This window comes from Nakamurella panacisegetis (genome assembly GCF_900104535.1).
Taxonomy (GTDB): Bacteria; Actinomycetota; Actinomycetes; order Mycobacteriales; family Nakamurellaceae; genus Nakamurella; species Nakamurella panacisegetis.
Map to the genome: position 1 here is coordinate 1,005,974 of NZ_LT629710.1, position 21,230 is coordinate 1,027,203.

At 69.5% G+C, this 21,230-nt stretch carries 21 protein-coding genes; 10 read left to right on the forward strand and 11 right to left on the reverse strand.

Annotated elements, in window-relative coordinates:
- The gene (locus tag BLS97_RS04355) at nt 1–1,077 is read right to left on the reverse strand and encodes a LacI family DNA-binding transcriptional regulator (RefSeq protein ID WP_090474756.1); all 1,077 of its coding nucleotides are present in this window, start codon (nt 1,075–1,077) and stop codon (nt 1–3) included.
- Between the two features lie 350 nt (nt 1,078–1,427).
- Between BLS97_RS04355 and BLS97_RS04360 the strand changes: the two genes are divergently transcribed.
- The gene (locus tag BLS97_RS04360) at nt 1,428–2,552 is read left to right on the forward strand and encodes an ABC transporter ATP-binding protein (protein WP_090474757.1); all 1,125 of its coding nucleotides are present in this window, start codon (nt 1,428–1,430) and stop codon (nt 2,550–2,552) included.
- Nucleotides 2,553–2,640: 88 nt separating this feature from the next.
- Here BLS97_RS04360 and BLS97_RS04365 read toward each other — a convergent pair whose 3' ends face one another.
- The 4 genes from BLS97_RS04365 to BLS97_RS04380 form a co-directional block, all read right to left on the reverse strand.
- Nucleotides 2,641–3,654, reverse strand: coding sequence for a pentapeptide repeat-containing protein (locus BLS97_RS04365; RefSeq protein ID WP_157695175.1), 1,014 nt, complete (start codon nt 3,652–3,654; stop codon nt 2,641–2,643).
- Between the two features lie 119 nt (nt 3,655–3,773).
- Nucleotides 3,774–4,655 (reverse strand): metal ABC transporter permease, encoded by an 882-nt coding sequence (locus tag BLS97_RS04370; RefSeq protein ID WP_090481290.1) that lies wholly within the window; start codon nt 4,653–4,655, stop codon nt 3,774–3,776.
- The gene (locus BLS97_RS04375) at nt 4,652–5,569 is read right to left on the reverse strand and encodes a metal ABC transporter ATP-binding protein (protein ID WP_172832208.1); all 918 of its coding nucleotides are present in this window, start codon (nt 5,567–5,569) and stop codon (nt 4,652–4,654) included. The genes BLS97_RS04370 and BLS97_RS04375 overlap by 4 nt, the downstream gene beginning before the upstream one ends.
- Entirely contained in the window at nt 5,566–6,456 is an 891-nt protein-coding gene (locus tag BLS97_RS04380) for a metal ABC transporter solute-binding protein, Zn/Mn family (protein ID WP_090474760.1), read from the reverse strand. Before BLS97_RS04380 ends, BLS97_RS04375 begins: the two co-directional genes overlap by 4 nt.
- 57 nt (nt 6,457–6,513) lie before the next feature.
- Here BLS97_RS04380 and BLS97_RS04385 point away from each other — a divergent pair, with 57 nt between their 5' ends.
- Both BLS97_RS04385 and BLS97_RS04390 read left to right on the forward strand, forming a co-directional pair.
- Nucleotides 6,514–7,188 carry an IMPACT family protein gene (locus BLS97_RS04385; protein WP_090474761.1) on the forward strand — a complete coding sequence of 225 codons (675 nt, stop codon included), beginning with the start codon at nt 6,514–6,516 and terminating at the stop codon, nt 7,186–7,188.
- Between the two features lie 5 nt (nt 7,189–7,193).
- Nucleotides 7,194–7,928: a tyrosine-protein phosphatase gene (locus tag BLS97_RS04390; RefSeq protein WP_090474762.1), complete on the forward strand. Its 735-nt coding sequence runs from the start codon at nt 7,194–7,196 to the stop codon at nt 7,926–7,928.
- Nucleotides 7,929–7,970: 42 nt separating this feature from the next.
- Here the strand turns inward: BLS97_RS04390 and rlmB are convergent, their stop codons facing one another.
- Nucleotides 7,971–8,939: a 23S rRNA (guanosine(2251)-2'-O)-methyltransferase RlmB gene (gene rlmB, locus BLS97_RS04395; RefSeq protein ID WP_090474763.1), complete on the reverse strand. Its 969-nt coding sequence runs from the start codon at nt 8,937–8,939 to the stop codon at nt 7,971–7,973.
- 108 nt (nt 8,940–9,047) lie between these two features.
- Nucleotides 9,048–10,439: a cysteine--tRNA ligase gene (cysS, locus tag BLS97_RS04400; protein WP_090474764.1), complete on the reverse strand. Its 1,392-nt coding sequence runs from the start codon at nt 10,437–10,439 to the stop codon at nt 9,048–9,050.
- A 321-nt stretch (nt 10,440–10,760) separates the two neighbouring features.
- Between cysS and BLS97_RS04405 the strand changes: the two genes are divergently transcribed.
- From BLS97_RS04405 to BLS97_RS04420, 4 genes are all read left to right on the forward strand, one after another.
- The gene (locus BLS97_RS04405) at nt 10,761–12,182 is read left to right on the forward strand and encodes an extracellular solute-binding protein (RefSeq protein WP_157695176.1); all 1,422 of its coding nucleotides are present in this window, start codon (nt 10,761–10,763) and stop codon (nt 12,180–12,182) included.
- A gap of 240 nt (nt 12,183–12,422) precedes the next feature.
- Complete coding sequence (locus tag BLS97_RS04410; RefSeq protein WP_197676403.1) at nt 12,423–13,283, forward strand: carbohydrate ABC transporter permease; 861 nt, start codon at nt 12,423–12,425, stop codon at nt 13,281–13,283.
- A 1-nt stretch (nt 13,284) separates the two neighbouring features.
- The gene (locus BLS97_RS04415; RefSeq protein WP_090474767.1) at nt 13,285–14,181 is read left to right on the forward strand and encodes a carbohydrate ABC transporter permease; all 897 of its coding nucleotides are present in this window, start codon (nt 13,285–13,287) and stop codon (nt 14,179–14,181) included.
- A 13-nt stretch (nt 14,182–14,194) separates the two neighbouring features.
- Nucleotides 14,195–15,088: an SIS domain-containing protein gene (locus BLS97_RS04420; protein WP_090474768.1), complete on the forward strand. Its 894-nt coding sequence runs from the start codon at nt 14,195–14,197 to the stop codon at nt 15,086–15,088.
- On the opposite strand, the gene BLS97_RS04425 is transcribed toward BLS97_RS04420, so the two are convergent.
- Both BLS97_RS04425 and BLS97_RS04430 read right to left on the reverse strand, forming a co-directional pair.
- Nucleotides 15,081–15,332 (reverse strand): putative acetyltransferase, encoded by a 252-nt coding sequence (locus BLS97_RS04425; RefSeq protein ID WP_090474769.1) that lies wholly within the window; start codon nt 15,330–15,332, stop codon nt 15,081–15,083. The two genes, BLS97_RS04420 and BLS97_RS04425, sit on opposite strands and share 8 nt — an antisense overlap.
- On the reverse strand, nt 15,329–16,120 hold the full coding sequence (locus BLS97_RS04430; RefSeq protein WP_090481293.1) for a sugar phosphate isomerase/epimerase family protein: 792 nt from the start codon (nt 16,118–16,120) through the stop codon (nt 15,329–15,331). The genes BLS97_RS04425 and BLS97_RS04430 overlap by 4 nt, the downstream gene beginning before the upstream one ends.
- A gap of 211 nt (nt 16,121–16,331) precedes the next feature.
- Between BLS97_RS04430 and BLS97_RS04435 the strand changes: the two genes are divergently transcribed.
- Together BLS97_RS04435 and BLS97_RS04440 are read left to right on the forward strand one after the other, a co-directional pair.
- Nucleotides 16,332–17,528, forward strand: a complete 1,197-nt coding sequence (locus tag BLS97_RS04435; protein ID WP_231988349.1) for a sensor histidine kinase — start codon at nt 16,332–16,334, stop codon at nt 17,526–17,528.
- A complete protein-coding gene (locus BLS97_RS04440; RefSeq protein WP_090474770.1) occupies nt 17,525–18,205 on the forward strand; it encodes a response regulator transcription factor in 681 nt (226 codons plus the stop codon). Before BLS97_RS04435 ends, BLS97_RS04440 begins: the two co-directional genes overlap by 4 nt.
- Nucleotides 18,206–18,273: 68 nt before the next feature.
- Here the strand turns inward: BLS97_RS04440 and BLS97_RS04445 are convergent, their stop codons facing one another.
- Entirely contained in the window at nt 18,274–19,017 is a 744-nt protein-coding gene (locus tag BLS97_RS04445; protein ID WP_090481298.1) for a phosphoglyceromutase, read from the reverse strand.
- 114 nt (nt 19,018–19,131) lie between these two features.
- Between BLS97_RS04445 and BLS97_RS04450 the strand changes: the two genes are divergently transcribed.
- The gene (locus tag BLS97_RS04450) at nt 19,132–20,088 is read left to right on the forward strand and encodes a hypothetical protein (protein ID WP_090474771.1); all 957 of its coding nucleotides are present in this window, start codon (nt 19,132–19,134) and stop codon (nt 20,086–20,088) included.
- Nucleotides 20,089–20,115: 27 nt separating this feature from the next.
- Here the strand turns inward: BLS97_RS04450 and BLS97_RS04455 are convergent, their stop codons facing one another.
- Entirely contained in the window at nt 20,116–21,213 is a 1,098-nt protein-coding gene (locus BLS97_RS04455; protein WP_090474772.1) for a DUF4349 domain-containing protein, read from the reverse strand.
- Nucleotides 21,214–21,230: the final 17 nt, after the last annotated feature.

Genomic DNA, 21,230 nt, shown 5'->3' on the forward strand with positions numbered 1-21,230 from the left:
CTACAGGCGGGGCGGCCCGGTGGTGACACCGGGCAGGAACGTCGTCGGCAGCACGACCCGGCGGCCGTGTGAACTGCGGGCCGGGTCCAGGAGCATCCGTCCGGCCTGACGGCCCTTCTCCCCCACCGGTTGGGCGACGGTGGTCAGGCCGGCGTCGAGTGCGGCCCGGATCCCGTCGAACCCGGTCACCGACACGTCGTCCGGCACCCGCTGACGGCGGCGGGACAGTTCGTCGATCGCTCCCAGGGCGAGCACGTCGGACGTCGCGATCAGTGCGGTGATGCCCGGGTCGAGGGAGAGCACCTGCGCGGCCCCCGACGCGCCGGCCTCCAGCGTGTGGTCGAACCGTTCCACCACCGGCACCCGATCCCAGGCCACTCCGGCCGCGGTGAACGCGTCCCGCAGGCCGGCCAGGCGGTTGCGTTGCACGTGATAGTGGGCGGCCTGCTGACGAGCGAGATCCACGGCGCCGTCACGATTCGCCCGGCCCAGCCGCATGCACACGACACCGATGCGGCGGTGGCCGAGGGCGATCAGGTGGTCGGCGATGCCGCGGGCCGCGGCCCGATCGTCGATGCCGACCAGGTCCGCGCCCGCGACCGCGGGCTGGTCGCAGATGACCGCCGGGACCGGCCGGGCCAGCACGGCCGCCAGATGGGGGTCGTCGTCGGGCATGGAGTAGGCGATGAAGCCGTCGACCGCGGCACTGGACACGGCCATGGTGTCGTCCGAATCAGGACGGGCCGGCACCAGCAGGAGACCGACCCGGGCCAGGTCGCATTCGAGTGTGAGGCCCTCCAGGAAGGCGACGGCGGCCGGGTCGCGGAAGGCGTAGGAGATCTGCTCGGTCAGCAACAGGCCGATCGCACCGGCCTTGCGGGTGCGCAGCGACCGGGCGACCGGGTCCGGGCCCGGGTAACCGAGCCGACGGGCGGCGTCCATCACCCTCGACCGCAGCTGCGGCGACAACTGATCAGGACGGTTGTACGCGTTGGACACCGTGGTGCGGGAGATGCCGAGTTCGGCCGCCAAGGAGGCCAGCGTGGCCGGCGGCCTTGACCTCGAGGAGCGTTCCATGCAAGCACGTTAGCCGCACGGCCGGGTCCGACGACAATGCCACTCCCCGGCCCGGGGCGTTCGACCGGCGGCCCGTCCCCACCGCGCCCGGGGAATACCCCGATCGATGCCGCCGCGAACCCCAACCGAGTCGCTTGTTACGCCGAACGAGTGAATATGGCCAGCATCGGGAAAGCGCTTACCAAGATGCCCTTTCCAGTCCGGCGCCGAGCCGCTAGCGTGACGTGCAACACCAGGGCTCAGTCCTGGTCATCCCCGTCGGCGGTGTTCCACGCCGATCGCAGTACCGCAGTGCCCAACCCATACGGGCCCGCCCGCGAGCGCCGGGTCCATCGGAAGAAGGAACGTTCATGGCAGACGTCACGTACGACGAAGCATCCCGGGTCTACCCCGGCACCCCTCCGGTACGCGCGGTCGACAAGCTGAGCCTGGAGATCGCCGACGGCGAGTTCCTCGTCCTGGTCGGCCCGTCGGGGTCGGGCAAGTCGACCGCCCTGCGGATGCTGGCCGGCCTCGAGGACATCAACGAGGGCCGCATCCTGATCGGTGGCCGCGACGTCACCAACGTCCCGCCGAAGAACCGCGACATCGCGATGGTCTTCCAGTCGTACGCGCTGTACCCGCACATGACGGTGGCCGAGAACATGGGCTTCGCCCTGAAGCTCCGCGGCGTCAACAAGACCGAGATCGCCGCCAAGGTCCGCGAGGCGGCCGGCCTGCTCGACCTGGAGAAGTACCTGGACCGCAAGCCGAAGGCCCTCTCCGGCGGCCAGCGCCAGCGCGTGGCCATGGGTCGGGCCATCGTCCGCGAGCCCTCCGTCTTCCTGATGGACGAGCCGCTCTCGAACCTGGACGCCAAGCTCCGCGTCGAGACCCGCGCCAACATCGCCGGCCTGCAGGCCCGTCTTGGCACCACCACCGTCTACGTCACCCACGACCAGGTCGAGGCCATGACGATGGGTCACCGCGTCGCGGTCCTGGCCCCCGGTGGCGTGCTGCAGCAGTGCGACACCCCGCGTGAGCTGTACGACCGCCCGACGAACGTCTTCGTCGCCGGTTTCATCGGTTCCCCGTCCATGAACCTGATCGACTCCACGCTGACCAGCGAGGGCGTCAAGTTCGGTGACATCGTCATTCCGCTGACCCGCGAGCAGCTGGCCGAGGCGTCCAGCAAGGGCATCTCGAACGTCGTGCTGGGTGTCCGCCCGGAGAACCTGACCCTGGCCGACCACGGCATGCCGATCACCGTGTCGGTCGTCGAGGAGCTCGGCGCGGAGTCCTTCGTGCACGGCACCAACGAGCAGGGCGATCGCTTCATCGTCCGCGCCGAAGCCCGCACCCACCCGAGCGTCGGCGGCCTGATCCGGGCCTCCGTCACGGATGCTCGCCACATCCACGTGTTCGACAAGTCCACCGGCCTGCGCCTGGACACGTCCGCCGCCGTCCCGGCCGACGCGGTCGTCTTCAACAAGTAGTCCTGCGCAACGCGCAGCGCAGCGGGCGGTCCGGGTTTCCCCGGGCCGCCCGCTTTGCTGTCGGTGCACCTATCGGCACCGGCGGACGTCAGTACGGCTGGTAGGGGACGGGCTGGGCCGGCCGCACCACCAGCTGGGTCACCCGGCCGTAGGTGCACACGGCCAGGCCGGCCAGGGCCACGCCGACACCGACGAACGGTGACCACATCCCGAGATCGACCCCGACCGCGCACTGCGGTCCGGTGCACAGAGCGACGGACGGACCGCCGGTGGCCGAGCTGACGATGCCGTACAGGCCGGCGACGAAGACGTGGATGCCCAGGACGAGGATCAACCGGCCCAGCAGGCCGAAGCCGAGCACCTTGGCCCGAGCGGCGCCGCGCAGCCCCGAGCGTCCGACGGCCACCAGCAGACGCAGGGCGAAGATCAGGAACAACGCCACCGCGGCGACCGCGATCCACACATCCCAGCGGACACCGCCGTGGGTGCCGGCGAGGGTCACACCGTCCAGCGTGGCCTGCGTGAAGGTGGCTCCGGTCAGGTTGGCCCGGTCCAGGTGCGCCCCTCGCAGTTGGGCCTGGGTCAGGTCGGCGTGGGACAGATCGGCATCGACGAAGGTGGCCTTGGCTCCCTCGACCTGGCTGAGATCGGCGTAGCTCAGGTCCGCTCCGGTGAAGTCGGCCGAGGTCAGGGTCGCCTGTCCCATTTTTGCGCTCGACAGGTCCGCCCCGGCGGCCCGGGCTCCGGTCAGCGTGGCCTGGATCAGGTTGGCCCCGGACATCCGGGCCTGTCGCAGGTCGGCTCCGGTCAGGTCGACCTGGACCAACGACAGGCCGGTGAGGTCGGCGCTCTGCAGGTCGGCGCAGCGCAGGTCGGGATGGTGGTCGAGTTCGGACTGGGAGAAGTGATGCTCCCGGAGCTGGGCACCGGAACCGGCGGTACAGCCGCTGGATACCCCGGGAGGCGGGGTCGAGGGCGCTGGAGCGGCGGAGGCCGGGGCCGCCCCCAGCAGGCACAGGGCGACGGCGGCCAGGCTGATGGCGGCGGCCGCCCGTCCGAGCGAACGGCGGCGGACGCGGGTCGGCAACGTTGTTGTCTTCACCGGACGAGCATCCGCGACCACCCCCGGGCCGTGCCAGCAGGTGGGCCACACCGGTCCAGTGGTGCTGGCACCACGATCCGCCCAGGTCACGTACAGGGCAGCGGAGGGTGGGGGCTGGGTCAGGCGTCGGCCGGTCCGATCGCCGGCGCTGGACGGCGGCTCCAGCCACGCCTGGACCGCACGGCACCGGTCACCCGGCAGATGCAGTAGATGGTGAACGACACGGTCGTGACGTAGGGCGAGATCGGCAGGCTGCCACCGATGGCCAGCAAGATGCCACCGACCACCGCGGTGACGGCGAAGATCATCGCCAGCACCGGCACCCACAGGCTGGACGCCGTCACGCGCATCGCCGCCGCGGCCGGGGTGACCAGCAGGGCGAGCACCAACAGCGCCCCCACCACCTGGACCGACATCGCCACCGTCAGGCCGAGAACGATCATGAAGATCGGCGAGAGAGCACGGACGGGAACGCCGCGGGCGGCGGCGATGTCCGGGTCGACGGTGGCGAACATCAACGGGCGCCACAGGATCGTCAGCGCGATCAGCACGATCGCCGAGATCACGATGAGCCAGAGCAGCTGCGGGCTGTCGACGGCGACGATCTGGCCGAGCAGCGCACCGAACTTGTTGGCCGACCGCCCGTTGTACAGCGACAGGAACAGCACGCCGAGCCCGAGACCGAAGGGCATCAGGACCCCGATGATCGACGAGCGCTCCCGCGCCCGCACACCGAACACCCCGAAGATCACCGCGGCGATGAGCGACCCGACCACCGACCCGGCCACCAGATTGACGCCCAGCAGCAGGGCCAGGGACGCCCCGGCGAACGAGAGCTCGCTGATGCCGTGCACGGCGAAGGTCAGGTCACGCAGCATCACGAAGACGCCGATCAGACCGCCGACCAGGCCAAGGACCGCCCCGGCGATGATCGAGTTGTGTTCCAGCCGCAGCAGTTCGCTGTAGTTCGCGAAGTTGAACATCTTCTCCCAGATGCTCATCGGCGCCACGCCGAACGGTCGGCCGGGTCGTGGTGCCCGTGATCGTGGAGGCCGTGCAGCGCGCCGTCACCGCTGTGCGCGGCGTGGTCGTCGAGCGACTGGGGCAGCCCGGCCGTCATGTCGTTGGCCGCGACCACCACCAGCCGGCCGTGCGCGGAGATGACGTCGACCGGCGCGTCGTACAGCGCGGACAGCGACGCCGAGGTCATCACCTCGTCGGGCGGGCCGAGCCGGAATCGGCCGCCGGCGAGGTAGAGCACCTGGTCGACGTACGGCAGGATCGGGTTGATCTCGTGGGTCACGAAGATCACGGCGGTGTCGTGCTCGCGACGGCGTCGGTCGATCAGGGCCGCGACCTCCTGCTGGTGGCGCAGGTCGAGCGCGGCCAGCGGTTCGTCACAGATCAGCAGGTCCGGGTCGCAGGCCAGCGCCTCGGCGATCCGGATGCGCTGCAGTTCCCCACCGGAGAGCATCGAGACCGGCGCATCGGCGAACGCGGTGGCTCCGACCGCGGCCAGCATCTCGTCGATGGTCCGCCGCATCGCCCGGCGTTTGGCGCCGAACTGCACCGGCAACCCCCAGCGGTGGCCGTCCAGGCCCATCCGGACCACGTCGCGGGCCTTGACCATGACGCCCGAGTCGATGCCGACCCGCTGCGGCACGTAGCCGACCACGTCGCTGCCCCGGCGTACCGGCGATCCGGCGATCCGTACTGTCCCGGAGTTCAGTGACTGCTCGCCGAGCAGCACCTTGAGCAGGCTCGTCTTGCCGGCCCCGTTGGCCCCGAGCACCGCGACGAACTGACCCGATTCGATGATCAGGTCGAGGTCGGACCAGAGGGTGCGGTCGCCGAAGGCCAGGGTGGCCTTCTCGAGTTCGACCACTGCCTTCCGCTGCGAGTCGGCCTCCCTCACGCCACGGCCTTCGCGATCGCATCCAGGTTGGACGTCATCCAGGAAACGTAGTCCGTGTCGGCGGGCAGGGTTTCCCGGACCGGAACCACATTGACGTTGTTGGCCTTGGCCGCGTCCAGTACCTGCTTGGTCTGCGGACCGGTCGTCTGGGCGTTGTACACGAGGGCCTTCACCTGCCGGCCGGTGAACAGAGCGAGGGTCTGCGCAACCACGGCCGCTGGGGCGTCACTGTCGCTCTCGACGGCCTGGCTGAACGCCGCCGGCGTCCGGTCGACCAAACCGCAGGCGGTCAGCAGGTAGAGCGGGACAGGCTCGGTGATCGCGACCCCGACACCCCCGCTCTTCGCCTTGACCGCCGCCGCCTTGGCCCGGAGCGCGCCCACCCGCGCCACGAAGGTGTTGGTGTTGGCCGCGTAGGTGGCGGCATTGGACGGATCCGCGGCGGCCAGCGCGGTCTCGATCTGCTCGGCCACCGCGTCGACGGTCGGGAAGTCGTACCAGACGTGTTCGTTCACGTCCGTCCCGGTGTGACCGGAGATCTTGACCGCGTTCAGGACCTTCGTCGTCGAGCCGGCCGAACTGATCAGGTGGTCGAAGAAGTCGTCGTATCCGCCGCCGTTCTCGATCAGCAGGCGGGCCTTCGAGACGGCCAGCACGTTCTGCGCATTCGCCTCGTAGGAGTGCGGGTCGGCGGCCGGGTCGGTGATGATCGAGGTGACGGTGACCTTGTCGCCACCGATCGCCGCGGCAATGTTGCCCCACACGTCGGTCGAGGCGACGACGGCCACCCCGGTCGAGCCGGTGGACGAGGTGGAGGAGCATCCGGCGGCGGCGAGGGTCGCCGCGAGCAGCAGGCCCCATAGGACCCGGGCGGCGGTGCTGTACATGTCTGGAACTCCGAATCCGACGGCATTTGATAATGGTTCTCATATCGTAGACCACCGATGGGATCGCTCGCGACCAGGGTCGGGGAGGATGGGCCGGTGGACCTGTTGACGATCGCCCCCGACGGTGAGGGGTCGGCCGAGATCGAGGTGAAGCGGTCCCGGTTCCTGGCCGTCGTCGCGCGGATCGACTCCGAGGACGGGGCGAAAGCCCTGCTCGGACAGGCCCGCCGCGAACATCACGACGCCCGTCACCACTGCTCGGCCTTCGTCCTGCACGTGAACGGGCAAGGTGACCGGACCCGGTCCAGCGACGACGGCGAACCCTCGGGCACGGCGGGCCTGCCCATCCTGCAGGTCCTCCTGGGGGCCGGCCTGTCCGACGTGGCCGCCGTGGTGACGCGCTACTTCGGCGGCACGCTTCTGGGCGCCGGCGGACTCGTGCGGGCCTACTCCGCGGCCACCGCCGCAGCGGTGGCGGCCGCCGTCACCGTTCGCCGGCGACGACTGGAGCTACTGACCCTCGCCGTGGACCACGCGGTGGCCGGCCGGGTGGAGTCCGAGTTGCGGTCCCGCGGTGTGGTGATCACCGGGACCGAATACGGCCCCTCAGCGGTCCTGACCCTGGCCGTGCCCGCCTTCTCCGACGAGGTGGCCGGTACAGTCGCGTCCGTCACGGCCGGAGCGGGGGTTCTGCGACCGGCCGGCTTTCGTTGGGTCGACGTGCGGAGCTGATAGCGATGGCCTTGCTGAACTTCCGGGATGTCGCCACCTCGGGCGACTCCCCTCTGAAACCGGGACGCCTGTTCCGCTCGGCGCAGCCGTTCCACCTGGATGGGGCCGACCTGGCCCTGATCAGCCAAGCCGGCATCCGCACCATCATCGATCTCCGCGAGCCACACGAGCAGGTGCCCCCGGACTGGGCTCCGGTGCTGCCCTCCGGCGTCCGGGTGGTGCGCCTCCCGGTCGCCGACCAGATCCTGCCCTCGGAGGACGAGCAGGCGCCGCCCCGGGCCGCGCGTCCGGAACCCGAATCCATCCCGGAGGGGCACCGCATCCTGGCCGCGTTCTACCGGGCCATCGTCGACCGGGCCGGCGTCCGGCTGTCCGAACTGGCCACGGTCGTCGCCGACGGCGGGCCGGTCCTGCTGCACTGCGCGGCGGGCAAGGACCGCACCGGCACCACGGTCGCCCTGCTACTGGATCTGATCGGGACCGATCACGAGGTCATCGTGGCCGACTTCGTCCGGACGACGGACGCCCTGCCGGCCGTGTTGGCCCAGCTCACCGGCATGGTTCGGCCGGAGAACCGACGCGACCCGGCCAGCATCCCGCCAGGCATCGCGGACGCGCCGGAAAGCGCCATCCGCGCCCTGCTGACGCATGTGGCGCAAGCCGGCGGTCCGGCCGCCGTCCTTGGGCGCCACGCCGACCGGACGGTGCTGGACCGGCTGGTGGCCACCCTCACGTCCTGACCGACCCTCACGTCCTGACCGGCGGCGCCGCCCGGAGCGGCCCTACTTCAGAACCCGCCGACGGCGCGCGACCTCGGCCAGCACCACACCGGTGGCGACGGACGCGTTCAACGACTCGACCGTGCGGGCCATCGGGATCGACACCGTGACATCGCAGACGGTGCGGGTCAGGCGGGCCAGGCCGCGGCCCTCGGAGCCGACGACCAGCACCAACGGGCCGGTGGCGAGATCGAAGTCGTCGGTGTCGACGGTGCCGTCGGCGTCCAGACCGGCGATCATGAGGCCATCGGCGGCGTACTCCTTGAGGGCGCGGACCAGATTCGTGCACCGAGCGACCCGGATGCGGGCGGCCGTACCGGCGGAGGTGCGCCAGGCGGAGGCGGTGACGCCGGCGGAGCGACGTTCCGGGATCAGCACGCCGTGCGCACCGAACGCCGCCGCCGAGCGGATGATGGCGCCGAGGTTGCGCGGATCGGTGACGCCGTCGACGGCGACGATCAGCGGCGGTCGGCCCGAGTCGCGGGCCCGGGCCAGCAGGTCGTCCGGGTGCGCATAGTCGTACGGCGGGACCTGCAGCGCCAATCCCTGATGGATGGCGTTCCCGGTCAGCCGATCCATCTCGGGCCGCGAGATGTCCAGCAGCGAGATGCCCTTGTTGCCGGCCAGTGCGACCGCCTCGGCGGTCCGCTCGTCGACCGAGATGCCCTGGGCCACATACAGAGCCATGGCCGGGACACCGGCCCGCAGGGCTTCGACGACCGGGTTGCGGCCGACCACGGTCTCGGGCAGGTCCCCCCGATCCTTGCGCTGCGGACGCCCGTTCGGCGTCGCCTCGCGCCGAGCGGCCGCCGAGGCCCGGCGGGCGGCCGGGTGGCCCGTCCGCTCCGAAGCCGGAGGCGTCGGTCCCTTCGGCTTGACCCCGCGGCGCGACTGCCCGCCGGAGCCGACCACCGCGCCCTTCTTGGTACCTGTCTTGCGGACCGCCCCGCGGCGCTGGGAGTTCCCGGCCATGTCGGGGTCACCTCTTCCTGTTTCTTGCGTCTTCACCGCACTACATCTGGACACTGCACTACATCTGGACCGAACTGACCAGGCACCGGCCGGGCGGCGCCTGGACCACTACTCGGGATTGACCGACCACACCGGCCCGTCGACCGTGTCCTCGATGGCAAAACCGGCCTGGGCCAAGGTCTTCCGGATCGCGTCGGCGGTGGCGAAATCCTTCGCCGCCCGCGCCGCGGCCCGATCGGCCAGCAACTGGGCGATCAGCCGGTCGGTGGCGGCGTGCAGCGAGTCGTCACTGCCGGCGTCCACCCACGGGGCCACGAACGGGTCGAGCCCCAGTACGGCGAGCATGCTCCGGATCACTGCGGCCTCGGCCGCCGCCGCGGCGTGATCCCCGGACGCCAGCGCGGCATTGCCGACGCGCACCCGATCGTGCACCACGGCCAGGGCCCGCGGCACCCCGAGATCGTCGTCCATGGCCTCGACGAACGGCGCCGGCAGCTCGGCCGTCCCGACCGCACCCACCCGATCGGCCACCCGGTGCAGGAACCCCTCGACCCCGGCGAACGCCTTGGCCGCGTCGTCCAGGGCCTTGCGGGAGAACTCGATCGAACTGCGGTAGTGGACGCTGATCAGGTAGTACCGCAAGGCGACGGGCCGGGTGTGCTCGGTGATCGCCGGTACGGACAACACGTTGCCCAGCGACTTCGACATCTTCTCGCCGGCCATCGTCACCCAGTGCGAGTGCATCCAGAAGTTGGCGAACGGATCGCCGACGCCGTGCGACTGGGCGGCCTCGTTCTCGTGGTGCGGGAAGATGAGGTCCAGTCCCCCGCCGTGGATGTCGAAGGCGCGGCCCAGATAGTTGCGGGCCATGGCCGAACATTCGATGTGCCAGCCAGGACGCCCTGGCCCCCAGGGCGAGTCCCATGACGGTTCGCCCGGCTTGGCCGCCTTCCACATGGTGAAGTCGGCCGCGTCCTTCTTGCCGGCCCCCTCGCTCTCGCCCTGCTGCATCTCGTCCAGCCGCTGCCCGGAGAGGAAGCCGTACTCGTCGTCCGAGCGCACCGCGAAGTAGACGTCACCGGCGGCGGCGTAGGCCTTGCCGGCCTCGATCAACTCGGCGATCATGCCGATGATCTGCGGGATGTGACCGGTGGCGCGGGGTTCGATGGACGGGCGCAGGCAGCCCAGGGTGTCGTAGGCGTCGGAGAACGCACGCTCGTGCGTGGTGGCCCATTCCCACCAGGGACGCCCGGCCTCGGCCGCCTTGTTCAGGATCTTGTCGTCGATGTCGGTGACGTTCCGGACGTGCACCACTTCGTATCCGGAGTGGACGAGCCAGCGCCGCAACACGTCGTAGACGATGCCGGCGCCGCGCAGGTGACCGATGTGCGGAAACCACTGGACGGTCGCCCCGCAGTTGTACAGCGTCACCACACCGGGTCGCAGTGGCTCGAAGGGCCGCACAGTGCGGCTCGCCGTGTCGTACAGATGCAGGCTCACCCGAGCATGGTACGGGGCGCGCCGCCTGCTTCCCCGCCTCCGACGACCATTCGGCCCGGAACCGGCCTACCATCCCGGGAGCCCGTCGTGTCCCGATCGTCCGCCCGCAGGTCACCAATCCGAACAGGTCGCCTATGACAACGCTTCAGTCACAGCCTTTCGACAGGTCTTGACGGCACGGTCTTCATGCAACATGCTGCAACTACGTGATTGGAATTGCGTGTTTCAACCACATTACGATCAGCCTTCTGCATCCATTCAGTCCAGCAGTTCGACCGGGCACCACGCAAGTCCCCGGCGTCGAAGAGCATGGAGGTGCTCGTGAAGAAGTCCATCAAGCTGGCCGCCGTCACCCTGGTCGGCGGCCTGGCCCTGGCCGCCTGCGGGTCGAGCTCGAGCTCGAGTTCGAGTTCGAGTTCGAGTTCGAGTTCGTCCGCCTCGTCGTCGAGCCCGGCTGCCGCCAGCTCGGCCGCGGCGACGTCCGCGTCGTCCAGTGCCGCCGGATCCTCGTCGGCCGGGTCCTCGTCCGCGGGGAGTTCAGCGGGCGGATCGTCGGCCTCGGGCGCGGCGCCGACCGGTGACACCAGCCTCAAGACCACGATCAGCATCCTGGCGCCGTCCTACACCGACAGCTCCAAGTCCGACTGGGAGGCGATCATCAAGGGCTACAACGCCCTCTACCCGAACGTCACCGTCAAGCTGCAGATCGAGGCCTGGACCGGTTTCACCGACAAGGTGCAGACCCGCATCCAGGGCAACGACGCGCCGGACATCCTGAACGACAACAACTTCGCCGACTCGGCGAAGGCCAACCTGCTGTACCCGATCACCGACGTCATGTCGGCATCGACGTTCTCCTCGATCGTTCCGAGCCTCGCCGCCAACGGCAAGGGCACCGACGGAACCCAGTGGGCCGCACCGGACATCGCCTCGGCGCGCATCATGCTGTACAACACCGACCTGTTCAAGCAGGCCGGCATCGCGACCGCCCCCAAGACGTGGGACGAGTTGCTGGCCGACAGCAAGAAGATCGCCGCCCTCGGCAACGGCATCTCCGGCTACGGCATGCCGATGGGCAAGGAGGAGGCACAGGTCGAGTCGACCCTGTGGATCTGGGGCAACAAGGGGGACTGGCTGTCGGGCAAGGACATCAAGGCCAACTCGGACGCCAACATCGCCGCATTCAACGAGATGAAGACCTTCATCGACGCCAAGGCGACCCAGCCGAACCCGGGTTCGTCCAACCGTCAGGATGTCGCCGACCTGTTCAACCAGGGCAAGCTGGGCATGTACGTCACCCAGCCCGGCCTGGTCGCCGACATGACGAAGAAGTTCCCGAACATCAAGTGGGCCCTGGCTCCGGTCCCGTCCAAGGACGGCGCCACCTCGGTCGCCCTCGGCGTCACGGACTTCATCCTGGCCTTCAACAACAAGGACGCCACCCGCAAGGCAGCGACCAAGACGTTCCTGGACTACTTCTACCTGCCGGACGTCTATAACAAGTGGTCCGCGGCGACCGGTCTGCTCCCGGTGACCACCGGCGCGATCAAGCTGCAGGAAGCGGCCACCCCGGCCAACAAGCCGTTCTACGAGGCTCTGCCGACCGTGCGGTACCTCCCCCAGGGCAACCCGAAGTGGTCCGCCCTGCAGGATGCACTGCAGGCCAACGGTGGTGAGATCGCCACCTCTGACGGCAAGACCACTCTGGACGCCATTCAGGCCCAGGTGGACGCCGCCGGCTGATCCTCTTCGCCCTCCGTGTTCGGCATGGATCAACTTCGCAGGCATGGACGAAAGTGACGACTCACGTCACTCCAGTCCCACGCCGGCGAAGTTGATCCATGCCTGCGAAGTTGATCCATGCCCTACCCAGCCCAGCCCGGCGAAAGGCCAGCGATGACGACGACGGTGACACCCCCGACGACGACGGCAGAGGCGGTGACCGACCGTCCTTCGAAGGCTCCGGGCCGGACACGGCAGACGATGACGGCGCTGCCGTGGCTGACGCCGGCGCTGATCCTGATCATCGGCGTCGTGCTGTACCCGGCCGGCTACATGATCTACACGGCGTTCCGCAAGATCACCAAGGTCGGTACCGACACCGGCGCCGCCGGCTGGAACAACTTCAAGCTCGCGCTGACCTTTCCCGGCGTCAACATCGGGCACGTCTTCGTCAACACCTTCGTCTGGGTCATCGTGGTGGTGGCGTTCACCGTCGTCATCTCCCTGGCCCTGGCCCAGTTCCTGAACAAGGCGTTCCGCGGCCGGAAGGTCGTCCGGCTGGCCGTCATCGTGCCGTGGGCCGCTTCGGTGGTGATGACGACCTCGGTGTTCCAGTACGGGCTGAACCCCGACTACGGGATCATCAACAAGTTCCTGGTCGACATCGGGATCCTTTCCGCGCCCTACGGTTTCACCCAGCAACAGGGGCCGGCGTTCATCGTGGCCATGGTGGTGGCGATCTTCGTGTCGCTGCCGTTCACCACGTACACCATCCTGGCCGGGCTGCAGGCGGTGCCGGGTGATGTCATCGAGGCGGCCCACGTCGACGGGGCCGGCGCGACCGCCCGCTACTTCCGGATCGTGCTGCCGATCCTGCGGCCGGCCCTCGCGGTCGCCGTACTGATCAACATCATCAACGTGTTCAACTCGCTGCCGATCCTCAAGGTGCTGACCGGCTCACTGCCCGGTTACGCCTCCGACATCACCACCACGCTGATCTTCAAGTACAAGACGACCCTCGGACCCGGTGTCGCGTCGGCCCTCTCGGTGGTCAACTTCCTGGTCTGTCTGCTGATCATCGGCATCTACCTCGTCGTCGTGAAGCCCACCAAGGAGCGTTGAGATGACCACCACCGTGGCACCGCCGCCGGCCACCGTCACCCCGAAGCCCAAGAAGGTGCGCAGCACGGGCGTGAACAAGCCGCCGAACAAGATCGGCATGCTGATCGGCTCCATCGTCGTCGTCGCCGTGTTCGTCGCCCCGTACCTGATCATGCTGTTCGGGTCCCTGAAGACGCAGCCGGAGATCACCCACATCCCGCCGGTCTACTTCGGCCACGCGTTCGTGTTCAGCAACTACGCGACCATGTGGTCCTCCGACGTCGACCCGCTGTCCGGCCTGATCGCCACCGTGGTGATCTCCGTCTTCGCCACGCTGCTGGTGCTGGTGGCCGCCACCCCGGCCGCCTATTACCTGGCGCGCTTCAGATTCCCGGGCCGATTGGCTTTCCTGTTCCTGGTCTTGATCACCCAGATGTTGCAGCCCACCGTGCTGGCCGTCGGCCTGTTCCGGGAATTCCTCCAGCTGGGTATCAACGACACCTGGTTCGCGATGATCCTGGTGAACGGCGCGTTCAACCTGGCCTTCGCGATCTGGATCATGCAGGCCTTCTTCGCCTCGGTGCCGAAGGAGGTCGACGAAGCCGCGGTGCTCGACGGTGCCTCGAAACTTCAGGTGTTGTTCCGGGTTTCGCTCCCGCTGGTCTGGCCCGGCATCGTCACCGCGATCATCTTCGTGTTCGTCTCCTCCTGGAACGAGTACGCCGCGTCGTCGGTGATCATGACGACGAACAGCAAGCAGCCCCTGACCGTTTCGCTGCCCCGGTTCTTCGGTCTTTACACCGCCGAATGGCAGTACGTGTTCGGGGTGTCGATCGTCGCGATCGTTCCCGTCGTCGTGCTCTTCGCCTTCATTGAAAAACGGCTGATCGGCGGTCTCACCGCCGGCGCCGTCAAATAGCAAAGGACCTTTCATGACGAACATCCCGGCGCAGTACGTTCTGGCCGAGATCGAAACACAGCCGCAGATGTGGGCTCGCGCGGCCGAGCTGGCCCGGACCTCCGCCGACCTGCTGCCCCAGGCCGGGCAGCGGATCGCCGTGGTCGGCTGTGGCACGAGCTGGTTCGTGGCCCAGGCCTACGCCGCCCTCCGGGAGGAGGCCGGGCACGGTGTCACCGACGCCTTCGCCGCGTCGGAGTTCCCGGCCGGCCGGCGGTACGACCTGATCGTCGCGATCACCCGCTCGGGCACCACGACCGAGGTCCTGGAGCTGCTGGCGGCGCTGCCCGCCGAGCAGCCGACGTTGGGCATCATCGGCGATCCGAACACGCCGGGCGCCACCGCCGCGACGCGGACCGTCCTGCTCGACTTCGCCGACGAACAGTCGGTCGTGCAGACGCGTTTCGCCACCACCGCGCTGGCGCTGTTGCGGGCCGGTCTGGGACAGGACCTCTCCTCGGCGATCGCCGAGGCCCGGGCGGCCCTCACGGCCGAGCTGCCGGCCGGCTGGCAGGACAAGGTGCAGTTCACCTTCCTGGGTACCGGCGCCGCCGTCGGGCTGGCCAACGAGGCCGCCCTGAAGATGCGGGAGGCGGCACTGGCCTGGGCCGAGTCCTACCCGTCGTACGACTATCGGCACGGTCCGATCTCGCTGGCCGAACCGCACAGCCTGATCTGGTCGCTCGGCACGCCGCCGCCCGGCCTGGCCGAGCAGATCACCGCCACCGGCGCCTCTGTGCAGATCAGCCCGGGCGACCCGATGGCCACCCTGGTGCACATCCAGCGGCTGGCCATCGCACTGGCCCTGCATCGGGGGCTCGATCCGGATTCACCCCGCAACCTGACCCGGTCGATCGTCCTCACCTGAGCCCCCGGTCCGGGGCGGCCGAACGACGCGACCGAGGCGCCGGCGGCGGTGGAATCTGTTTGGCGGCAATGATGTTCGCCAGCACGATGGTCACCTCCCCGGCCCGGGTGCGTACCTGGCAGGTGGCCTCGGACCGACCGATCAACTCGCCAAGGACGTCGGTCGCGCCGCCTTCGATGCGGTGACGAACGACGACCCGGGTGCCCAGCGGGAGGGCCAGGAACGCCGCAACCGGATTCGTCATCCCAGATGTTGGCGGGCGAAGGCCAACGCCTCGGCCACGTCGACCCGGCGCTGGTCGCCCTTGACCGAGCGGGTGGAGATCTCCAGCACCACCGAGCCGGCGAACTCGCGGGCCGGCGCCGACAGGGCGGCCAGGATCTCGGCACACGGTTGGGTGCCGCGGCCGGGCACCAGGTGTTCGTCCTTGGCCGACCCCGAACCGTCGGCCAGGTGCAGGTGGGCCAGCCGGGAGCCCATCCGGTCGTACATGTCCAGGGCATCGGAACTGGACGTGGCGGTGTGCGAGAGGTCGAGGGTGAAGTTCTGGTGCCCGGCCGACACCGGGTCCCAGTGCGGCCGGTAGCTGTTGACCAACCGGCCGGCCACCTTGACCGGGAACATGTTCTCCACTGCGATCACCACGTCGGTACGGGCCTGCAGTTCGGCCACCGACGCGGTGAAGCTGGCGGCCGCGGCCCGCTGCCAGACGAACGGCGGGTGCACCACAACCGTTGGCGCGCCGATCTTCTCGGCCATGTCGATGGAACGGGCGAGCTTGACCAGCGGATCGGACGACCAGACCGTGGCGGTGATCAGCAGACAGGGCGAGTGCACGGACAGCACCGGGATCTGGTGCCGGTCGATGAGCCGGATCAGCGCGTCCGGAGTCTGGCTGGTCAGGTCCGTCTGGACCATCACCTCGATGCCGTCGTAACCGGCCTCAGCCCCGAGCTGGAACGCGACGGCGGTCGGTTCGGGGAACACGGCGGCGGTGGACAGCCCCACCGGAATCGACCGCTTGTCACTCACCGGGTCCACGCTACCGGTGCCGTCACGTTCGGCCGGGTCAGCGCGGATCCGTCGGCTCGTCCGGTCGGCCCCCGCCAAGGCTCGGGTCACCGTCGCACGGGTGAACGTCGGCTGAACGGATCGGGTGCGTCGGGCGACGAATCGGACAACGCCTGACGGTTCGCTCGCTCATTCGTCCCGATGCGCCTGACGCGACACCTACCATCGAGTTGTGTCGTGGATCGGGTATCTGGCGGCCGCCCTCGGCGGTGGGTTGATCGGGTTGCTGATCACCCTGGCCGCGCTGCGCCGCCAACCCGGAAGTACCTCGACGGCACTACCCGACGAGGCAGTGCTGGCCGAGGTGGCCTTCGCCGCGTCGACCACGGGCTACGCCGTCCTCGATTCGGAGGGGCACGTCCTGGTGGCCAACGCCAGGGCCAGTGAACTCGGGGTGGTCCGGGCCGGCCTGGTCGACCACCGGATCGCCGATGCGGTCGGTCGGGCCCGGGTGGCCCGCGAACCGATCGACGTCGAACTCGGGCACGTCGAGCCGATCGCCGACCTGGTCGGCAACCGTCGCCCGCCGAGTTCGGTCCAGGCCGTCGTCCGAGCCACGGCCGAGGGGTACGTGGTGGTGTCCGCCGCCGACGAGACCGAGGCGCTCCGGCTGGAGGCGGTCCGCCGGGACTTCGTCGCCAACGTCTCCCACGAACTCAAGACCCCCGTGGCCGCGATCGGACTGCTGGCCGAGGCCGTCCTGGACGGCTACGACGAGCCCGAGCACGTCGAGAAGTACGGCCAGAAGCTGCTCCGGGAGTCCGTCCGGCTCGGGGCCCTGGTCAACGAATTGATCACCCTGTCGCGGTTGCAGGGGGCAGACCCGCTGCCGGAGCTCGCCGTCCTGGAGATCGACGCGGTGGTCGACGAGGCCCATTCCCGCTCGGCCGTCGTCGCCGAGAACGCCGGGATGACGATCCTGCTCGATGCCCCGTCCGGACTGCTGGTCAAGGGAGACCGGCAGATGCTGGTCACGGCCCTGGTGAACCTGCTGGCCAACGCCGTTCACTACTCCCCGGCCGGCAGCACGGTCTCGATCAGCCGCGCCGTGCGCGGCGGGTTCGTCGAGGTCGCCGTCACCGACCGGGGCATCGGGATCGCGCCGGAGAACCAGAGCCGCGTCTTCGAGCGCTTCTTCCGGATCGATCCGGCGCGCTCCCGGGCCACCGGCGGCACCGGCCTCGGCCTGGCCATCGTCAAGCACGTGGCGGCCAACCACGGCGGCGCGGCCGTCCTCTGGTCCAAGCCCGGTACCGGATCGACCTTCACCCTCAGATTGCCGCACTACCTGCCCGAGGCGACGCCCGCCGCCCAACCGCCGACCACCGGCCCCGCCTCGGCGGGTGCCGTCCTGAATGGAGCACAGTGACCAGGGTTCTGATCGTCGAGGACGAGGAATCGATGGCCGATCCGTTGGCCTTCCTCCTGCGCAAGGAAGGTTTCACCACCGCCATCGCGGCCACCGGACCGGAGGCGCTGACCGAGTTCGAGCGGTCCGGGGCGGACATCGTCCTGCTCGATCTGATGCTGCCCGGGATGAGCGGAACCGAGGTCTGCCGACAGCTGCGGGCCAGGGCCGCGGTTCCGGTGATCATGGTGACGGCCCGCGACTCCGAGATCGACAAGGTCGTCGGCCTCGAACTCGGGGCCGACGATTACATCACCAAGCCGTACTCCACCCGTGAACTGATCGCCCGGATCCGAGCCGTGCTGCGCCGTGGGGCGGAACCCGAGGAGGGCGTCGAGTCGACCCTCACCGCCGGGCCGGTGCGGATGGACGTGGAACGCCACGTCGTGTCGGTGCACGGCACCGAGATCGGTCTACCGCTCAAGGAGTTCGATCTTCTCGAGTACCTGATGCGCAACACCGGACGGGTCCTCACCCGCGGCCAGTTGATCGACCGGGTGTGGGGTGCCGACTACGTCGGGGACACCAAGACCCTCGACGTCCACGTGAAGCGATTGCGCTCCAAGATCGAACCGGACCCGGCGGCGCCCCGATACCTGATCACCGTTCGCGGGCTGGGCTACAAGCTGGAGACCTGACGCCGGTCGGTCGGTGATCGCCCGGCCGGGGCGGGCGATCACCGACGAAGACGGTGCTGCGCGTCGGGTCAGCGGCCCTGGTTGGCCACCGCCTGGATGGCGGCCGCGGCGGCATCGGGGTCGAGGTACTGCCCGCCGGCCACCAGCGGCTTCAGGTTGTCGTCCAGCTCGTACCTCAGCGGCACGCCGGTGGGAATGTTCAGCCCGGCGATGTCGGCGTCGCTGATGCCGTCGAGCAGCTTCACGACGGCCCGCAGCGAGTTGCCGTGTGCGGCCAGCAACACGACCTTGCCGGCCGCCAGGTCGTCGGCCACCGGGCCGCGCAGGTACGGCTCGAGCCGGGCCACGACATCGGCCAGGCACTCGGTCTTCGGGGCCTGGTCGCCCAGTTCGGCGTACCGCGGGTCGCCGGCCTGCGAGTACGGGTTGTCGTCGCTGATCGGCGGCGGCGGCACGTCGTAGGAACGGCGCCAGAGCATGAACTGCTCCTCGCCGTAGGTCTGCAGGGTCTCCTTCTTGTCCTTGCCCTGCAGGTCGCCGTAGTGGCGCTCGTTGAGCAGCCAGGTGCGACGGACCGGGATCCAGTGCCGGTCGGCGGTGTCGAGGGCGAGGTTGGCCGTCATGATGGCGCGGCGCAGCAGCGACGTGTGCACCACATCCGGGAGCAGACCCGCGCCGACCAGCAGCTCGCCGCCGCGGCGGGCCTCGGCCATACCCTTCTCGGACAGCGGGACATCCACCCAGCCGGTGAACTGGTTGGTGGCATTCCAGGTGCTCTCGCCGTGGCGCAGCAGGATAAGAGTCGAAGTCATGGCAGTCAGTCTGCCGCAGACCGGCGATGGTCCCGAACCCGGGATCGGCTTGCCCAACCCCCTCCGATATGTCTCAATCAGTGGTCGATCGACACAGGGGGAAACGATGCCGGTATGACCGTGGGCAGTGTGGCCGCCTGGGTGGTCGGGGCGATCCTGGTCGGGGCGTTGCTCGTCGGGCTGAGCCGCTCGGTACGCAGGGCGTCCACGCTGGGGCCCGGGCCCGCCGTGGACGCCGTCCAGGCCGCCACGCTGTCGGTCGGGCGGCTGCTGTTGCTCCTGGCCGTACTCGCGGCTGCCTCCCTGACCCAGCGCTCCTTCGGATGGGCCGGGTCCTCGGCGAGCGCCGTCGGGACGATCGGGATCGCTGCCCTGCTGATCGTGATGCTGGCCGAGACCCGATGGCCGCGGCAGTCCGGACCGGTCGGGGTGGTGCCGCTGTCCCGGGCCACCCTGCGCGAGATCGTCCGGGCCCGCTATCTGGTCGGGTCGGCCACCACGGTTGGCCTGACCGCGTTGGCGGCATGGTTCTTCGTGTTGATCGACCCGACCGCGGGCAGCAACCGCAGCAGCGTCTTCTCGACTCCGGGACGGTCGATCTTCGGCTCCGGGACGGCCGGCGGCCTGAACGCAGCCGCCAGCAACTGCAGCCACTGTGCCCTTGCGGTCGCGGCCCCACCGAGCGCAGCCGGTGTGTGGTTCGACTGCATGCTCCTCGGGACGACCGTGCTGGTCGGGGCGGTGGCCCTTCGGCAGATCCTGCTGCGAAGGAACGTGGCCGATGCCGGGACCGAGTTGGACGCCGCCCTGCGTCGCCTCTCCGCGCACCGAGTGCTCCGGATCGTCACCGCCACCGCTCTGGGCACCGTCGTCGCCTGGGCGGCCGATCTACGCGGCGTCCTCAACCGCCCGCGAGACCTGTCGACCCCCATGTCCGATGCGCTCCTCACGTTCCTCGGCACGGTGATCGGCGTGTGCGTGGCCGGGTTGTTCGTGCTGTACGTGGTGGGACCGACCGCACGCACCCTGCGTCGGATCGGGCCCTCCCCGGTCGGCCCGACCACACCGTGACCGGACCGGCCAGGTCGCCCGATCCGCTCACTCCGTCGAGCGGGGATCTCCGGTGCCCAGGATCGGCGTCTGGTGACCCCGGCGGATGCGCCGACGCCAGATCAGCCCGGCGATCAAAAGCACCAGTACCAGCGGCAGGAATGGGATCACCGTGCCGATCACCGTCAGCACCGCGTGCCCGAGGGCACGGGCGGCGTCCCAGCCGTTGGCCAGGCCGCCGAGGAACCCCGACCGGGCCGCCGGCGGGGCGGGCTTCTTCGGCGGGACCACCGGTTTGACGTCCGTGATCACCCCCTTGATCACCACGGTGATGGTCGACAGGGAGGTCTGGTCGGACAGACCGGCCAGCTGGCTCTTCATCGACTCCAGATCGGCCTCGCGGCTGTTCAGCTGGGATTCCACCGACAGGATGTCGCCGATCTTGGTGGCCTTGCCGAGCAGGGTACGAAGCGATGCGATCACGTCGGCGGCCGACTTCACCCGGCTGTTGATGTCGATCATCTGGGCCGTCACGTCCTGCGTGTTCTCGGTGACGGACGTGACGATGCCGTCGCGGGCCAGGGCGTTCATCACGCTCTCGTAACCGGTCACCGGTACCCGGAGCGTGATCGAGACGGTGGCTCCGCCGCCGCTGGACGCACTGACGAAACCGGGACCGTTGGCCAGCGAACGGACTTCGAGGGCGGCGTCGGACACGGCCTTGTTCACCGAGGTCTGGTCGGCTTCGACCTGAGCGGCGCTGTTGCCCGTGCTCTTGACCCGCACCTCCAACGTCACGCTGGCCGTCCGGATCACCTGACGGTTCTCGGCCTGCACGCCGGCCGCCACGTTCACCTTCGCGTTCGGGGAACCGGCGTCCCCCGAACCGCCGCCGGCCGATGGGGCGGCGGACGACGGCGCGGCGGAAGCGGCGGCTGACGAGGCGGCGGGCGCGGACGGCGCCGCTGCGACCGCGCCGGCACCCACGCTGGCCACTGAGTTGGCGGCCGAGGTCGTCTGCGACGGTGCGCCGGTGCAGGCGACCAGCAGCAGGGTCAGCGCGGTCAGGGCGATCAGAGCCCCGAACCGCCGAGTGCGGACCTCGGGCACGCGGCCCGGCGTTCGTTCGAAGAGCTTGGGTCCCATGTCTTCTCCGTCATCGG

Coding starts and splice junctions, on each gene's coding strand:
- BLS97_RS04360 (WP_090474757.1), top strand. CDS start 1,428: ATGGCAGACGTCACGTACGACGAAGCATCCCGGGTCTACCCCGGCACC.
- BLS97_RS04410 (WP_197676403.1), top strand. CDS start 12,423: ATGACGGCGCTGCCGTGGCTGACGCCGGCGCTGATCCTGATCATCGGC.
- BLS97_RS04445 (WP_090481298.1), bottom strand. CDS start 19,017: ATGACTTCGACTCTTATCCTGCTGCGCCACGGCGAGAGCACCTGGAAT.
- BLS97_RS04425 (WP_090474769.1), bottom strand. CDS start 15,332: ATGACGAATCCGGTTGCGGCGTTCCTGGCCCTCCCGCTGGGCACCCGG.
- BLS97_RS04380 (WP_090474760.1), bottom strand. CDS start 6,456: ATGTACAGCACCGCCGCCCGGGTCCTATGGGGCCTGCTGCTCGCGGCG.
- BLS97_RS04390 (WP_090474762.1), top strand. CDS start 7,194: ATGGCCTTGCTGAACTTCCGGGATGTCGCCACCTCGGGCGACTCCCCT.
- BLS97_RS04450 (WP_090474771.1), top strand. CDS start 19,132: ATGACCGTGGGCAGTGTGGCCGCCTGGGTGGTCGGGGCGATCCTGGTC.
- BLS97_RS04455 (WP_090474772.1), bottom strand. CDS start 21,213: ATGGGACCCAAGCTCTTCGAACGAACGCCGGGCCGCGTGCCCGAGGTC.
- BLS97_RS04370 (WP_090481290.1), bottom strand. CDS start 4,655: ATGAGCATCTGGGAGAAGATGTTCAACTTCGCGAACTACAGCGAACTG.
- rlmB (WP_090474763.1), bottom strand. CDS start 8,939: ATGGCCGGGAACTCCCAGCGCCGCGGGGCGGTCCGCAAGACAGGTACC.
- BLS97_RS04415 (WP_090474767.1), top strand. CDS start 13,285: ATGACCACCACCGTGGCACCGCCGCCGGCCACCGTCACCCCGAAGCCC.
- BLS97_RS04355 (WP_090474756.1), bottom strand. CDS start 1,077: ATGGAACGCTCCTCGAGGTCAAGGCCGCCGGCCACGCTGGCCTCCTTG.
- BLS97_RS04420 (WP_090474768.1), top strand. CDS start 14,195: ATGACGAACATCCCGGCGCAGTACGTTCTGGCCGAGATCGAAACACAG.
- BLS97_RS04385 (WP_090474761.1), top strand. CDS start 6,514: ATGGGATCGCTCGCGACCAGGGTCGGGGAGGATGGGCCGGTGGACCTG.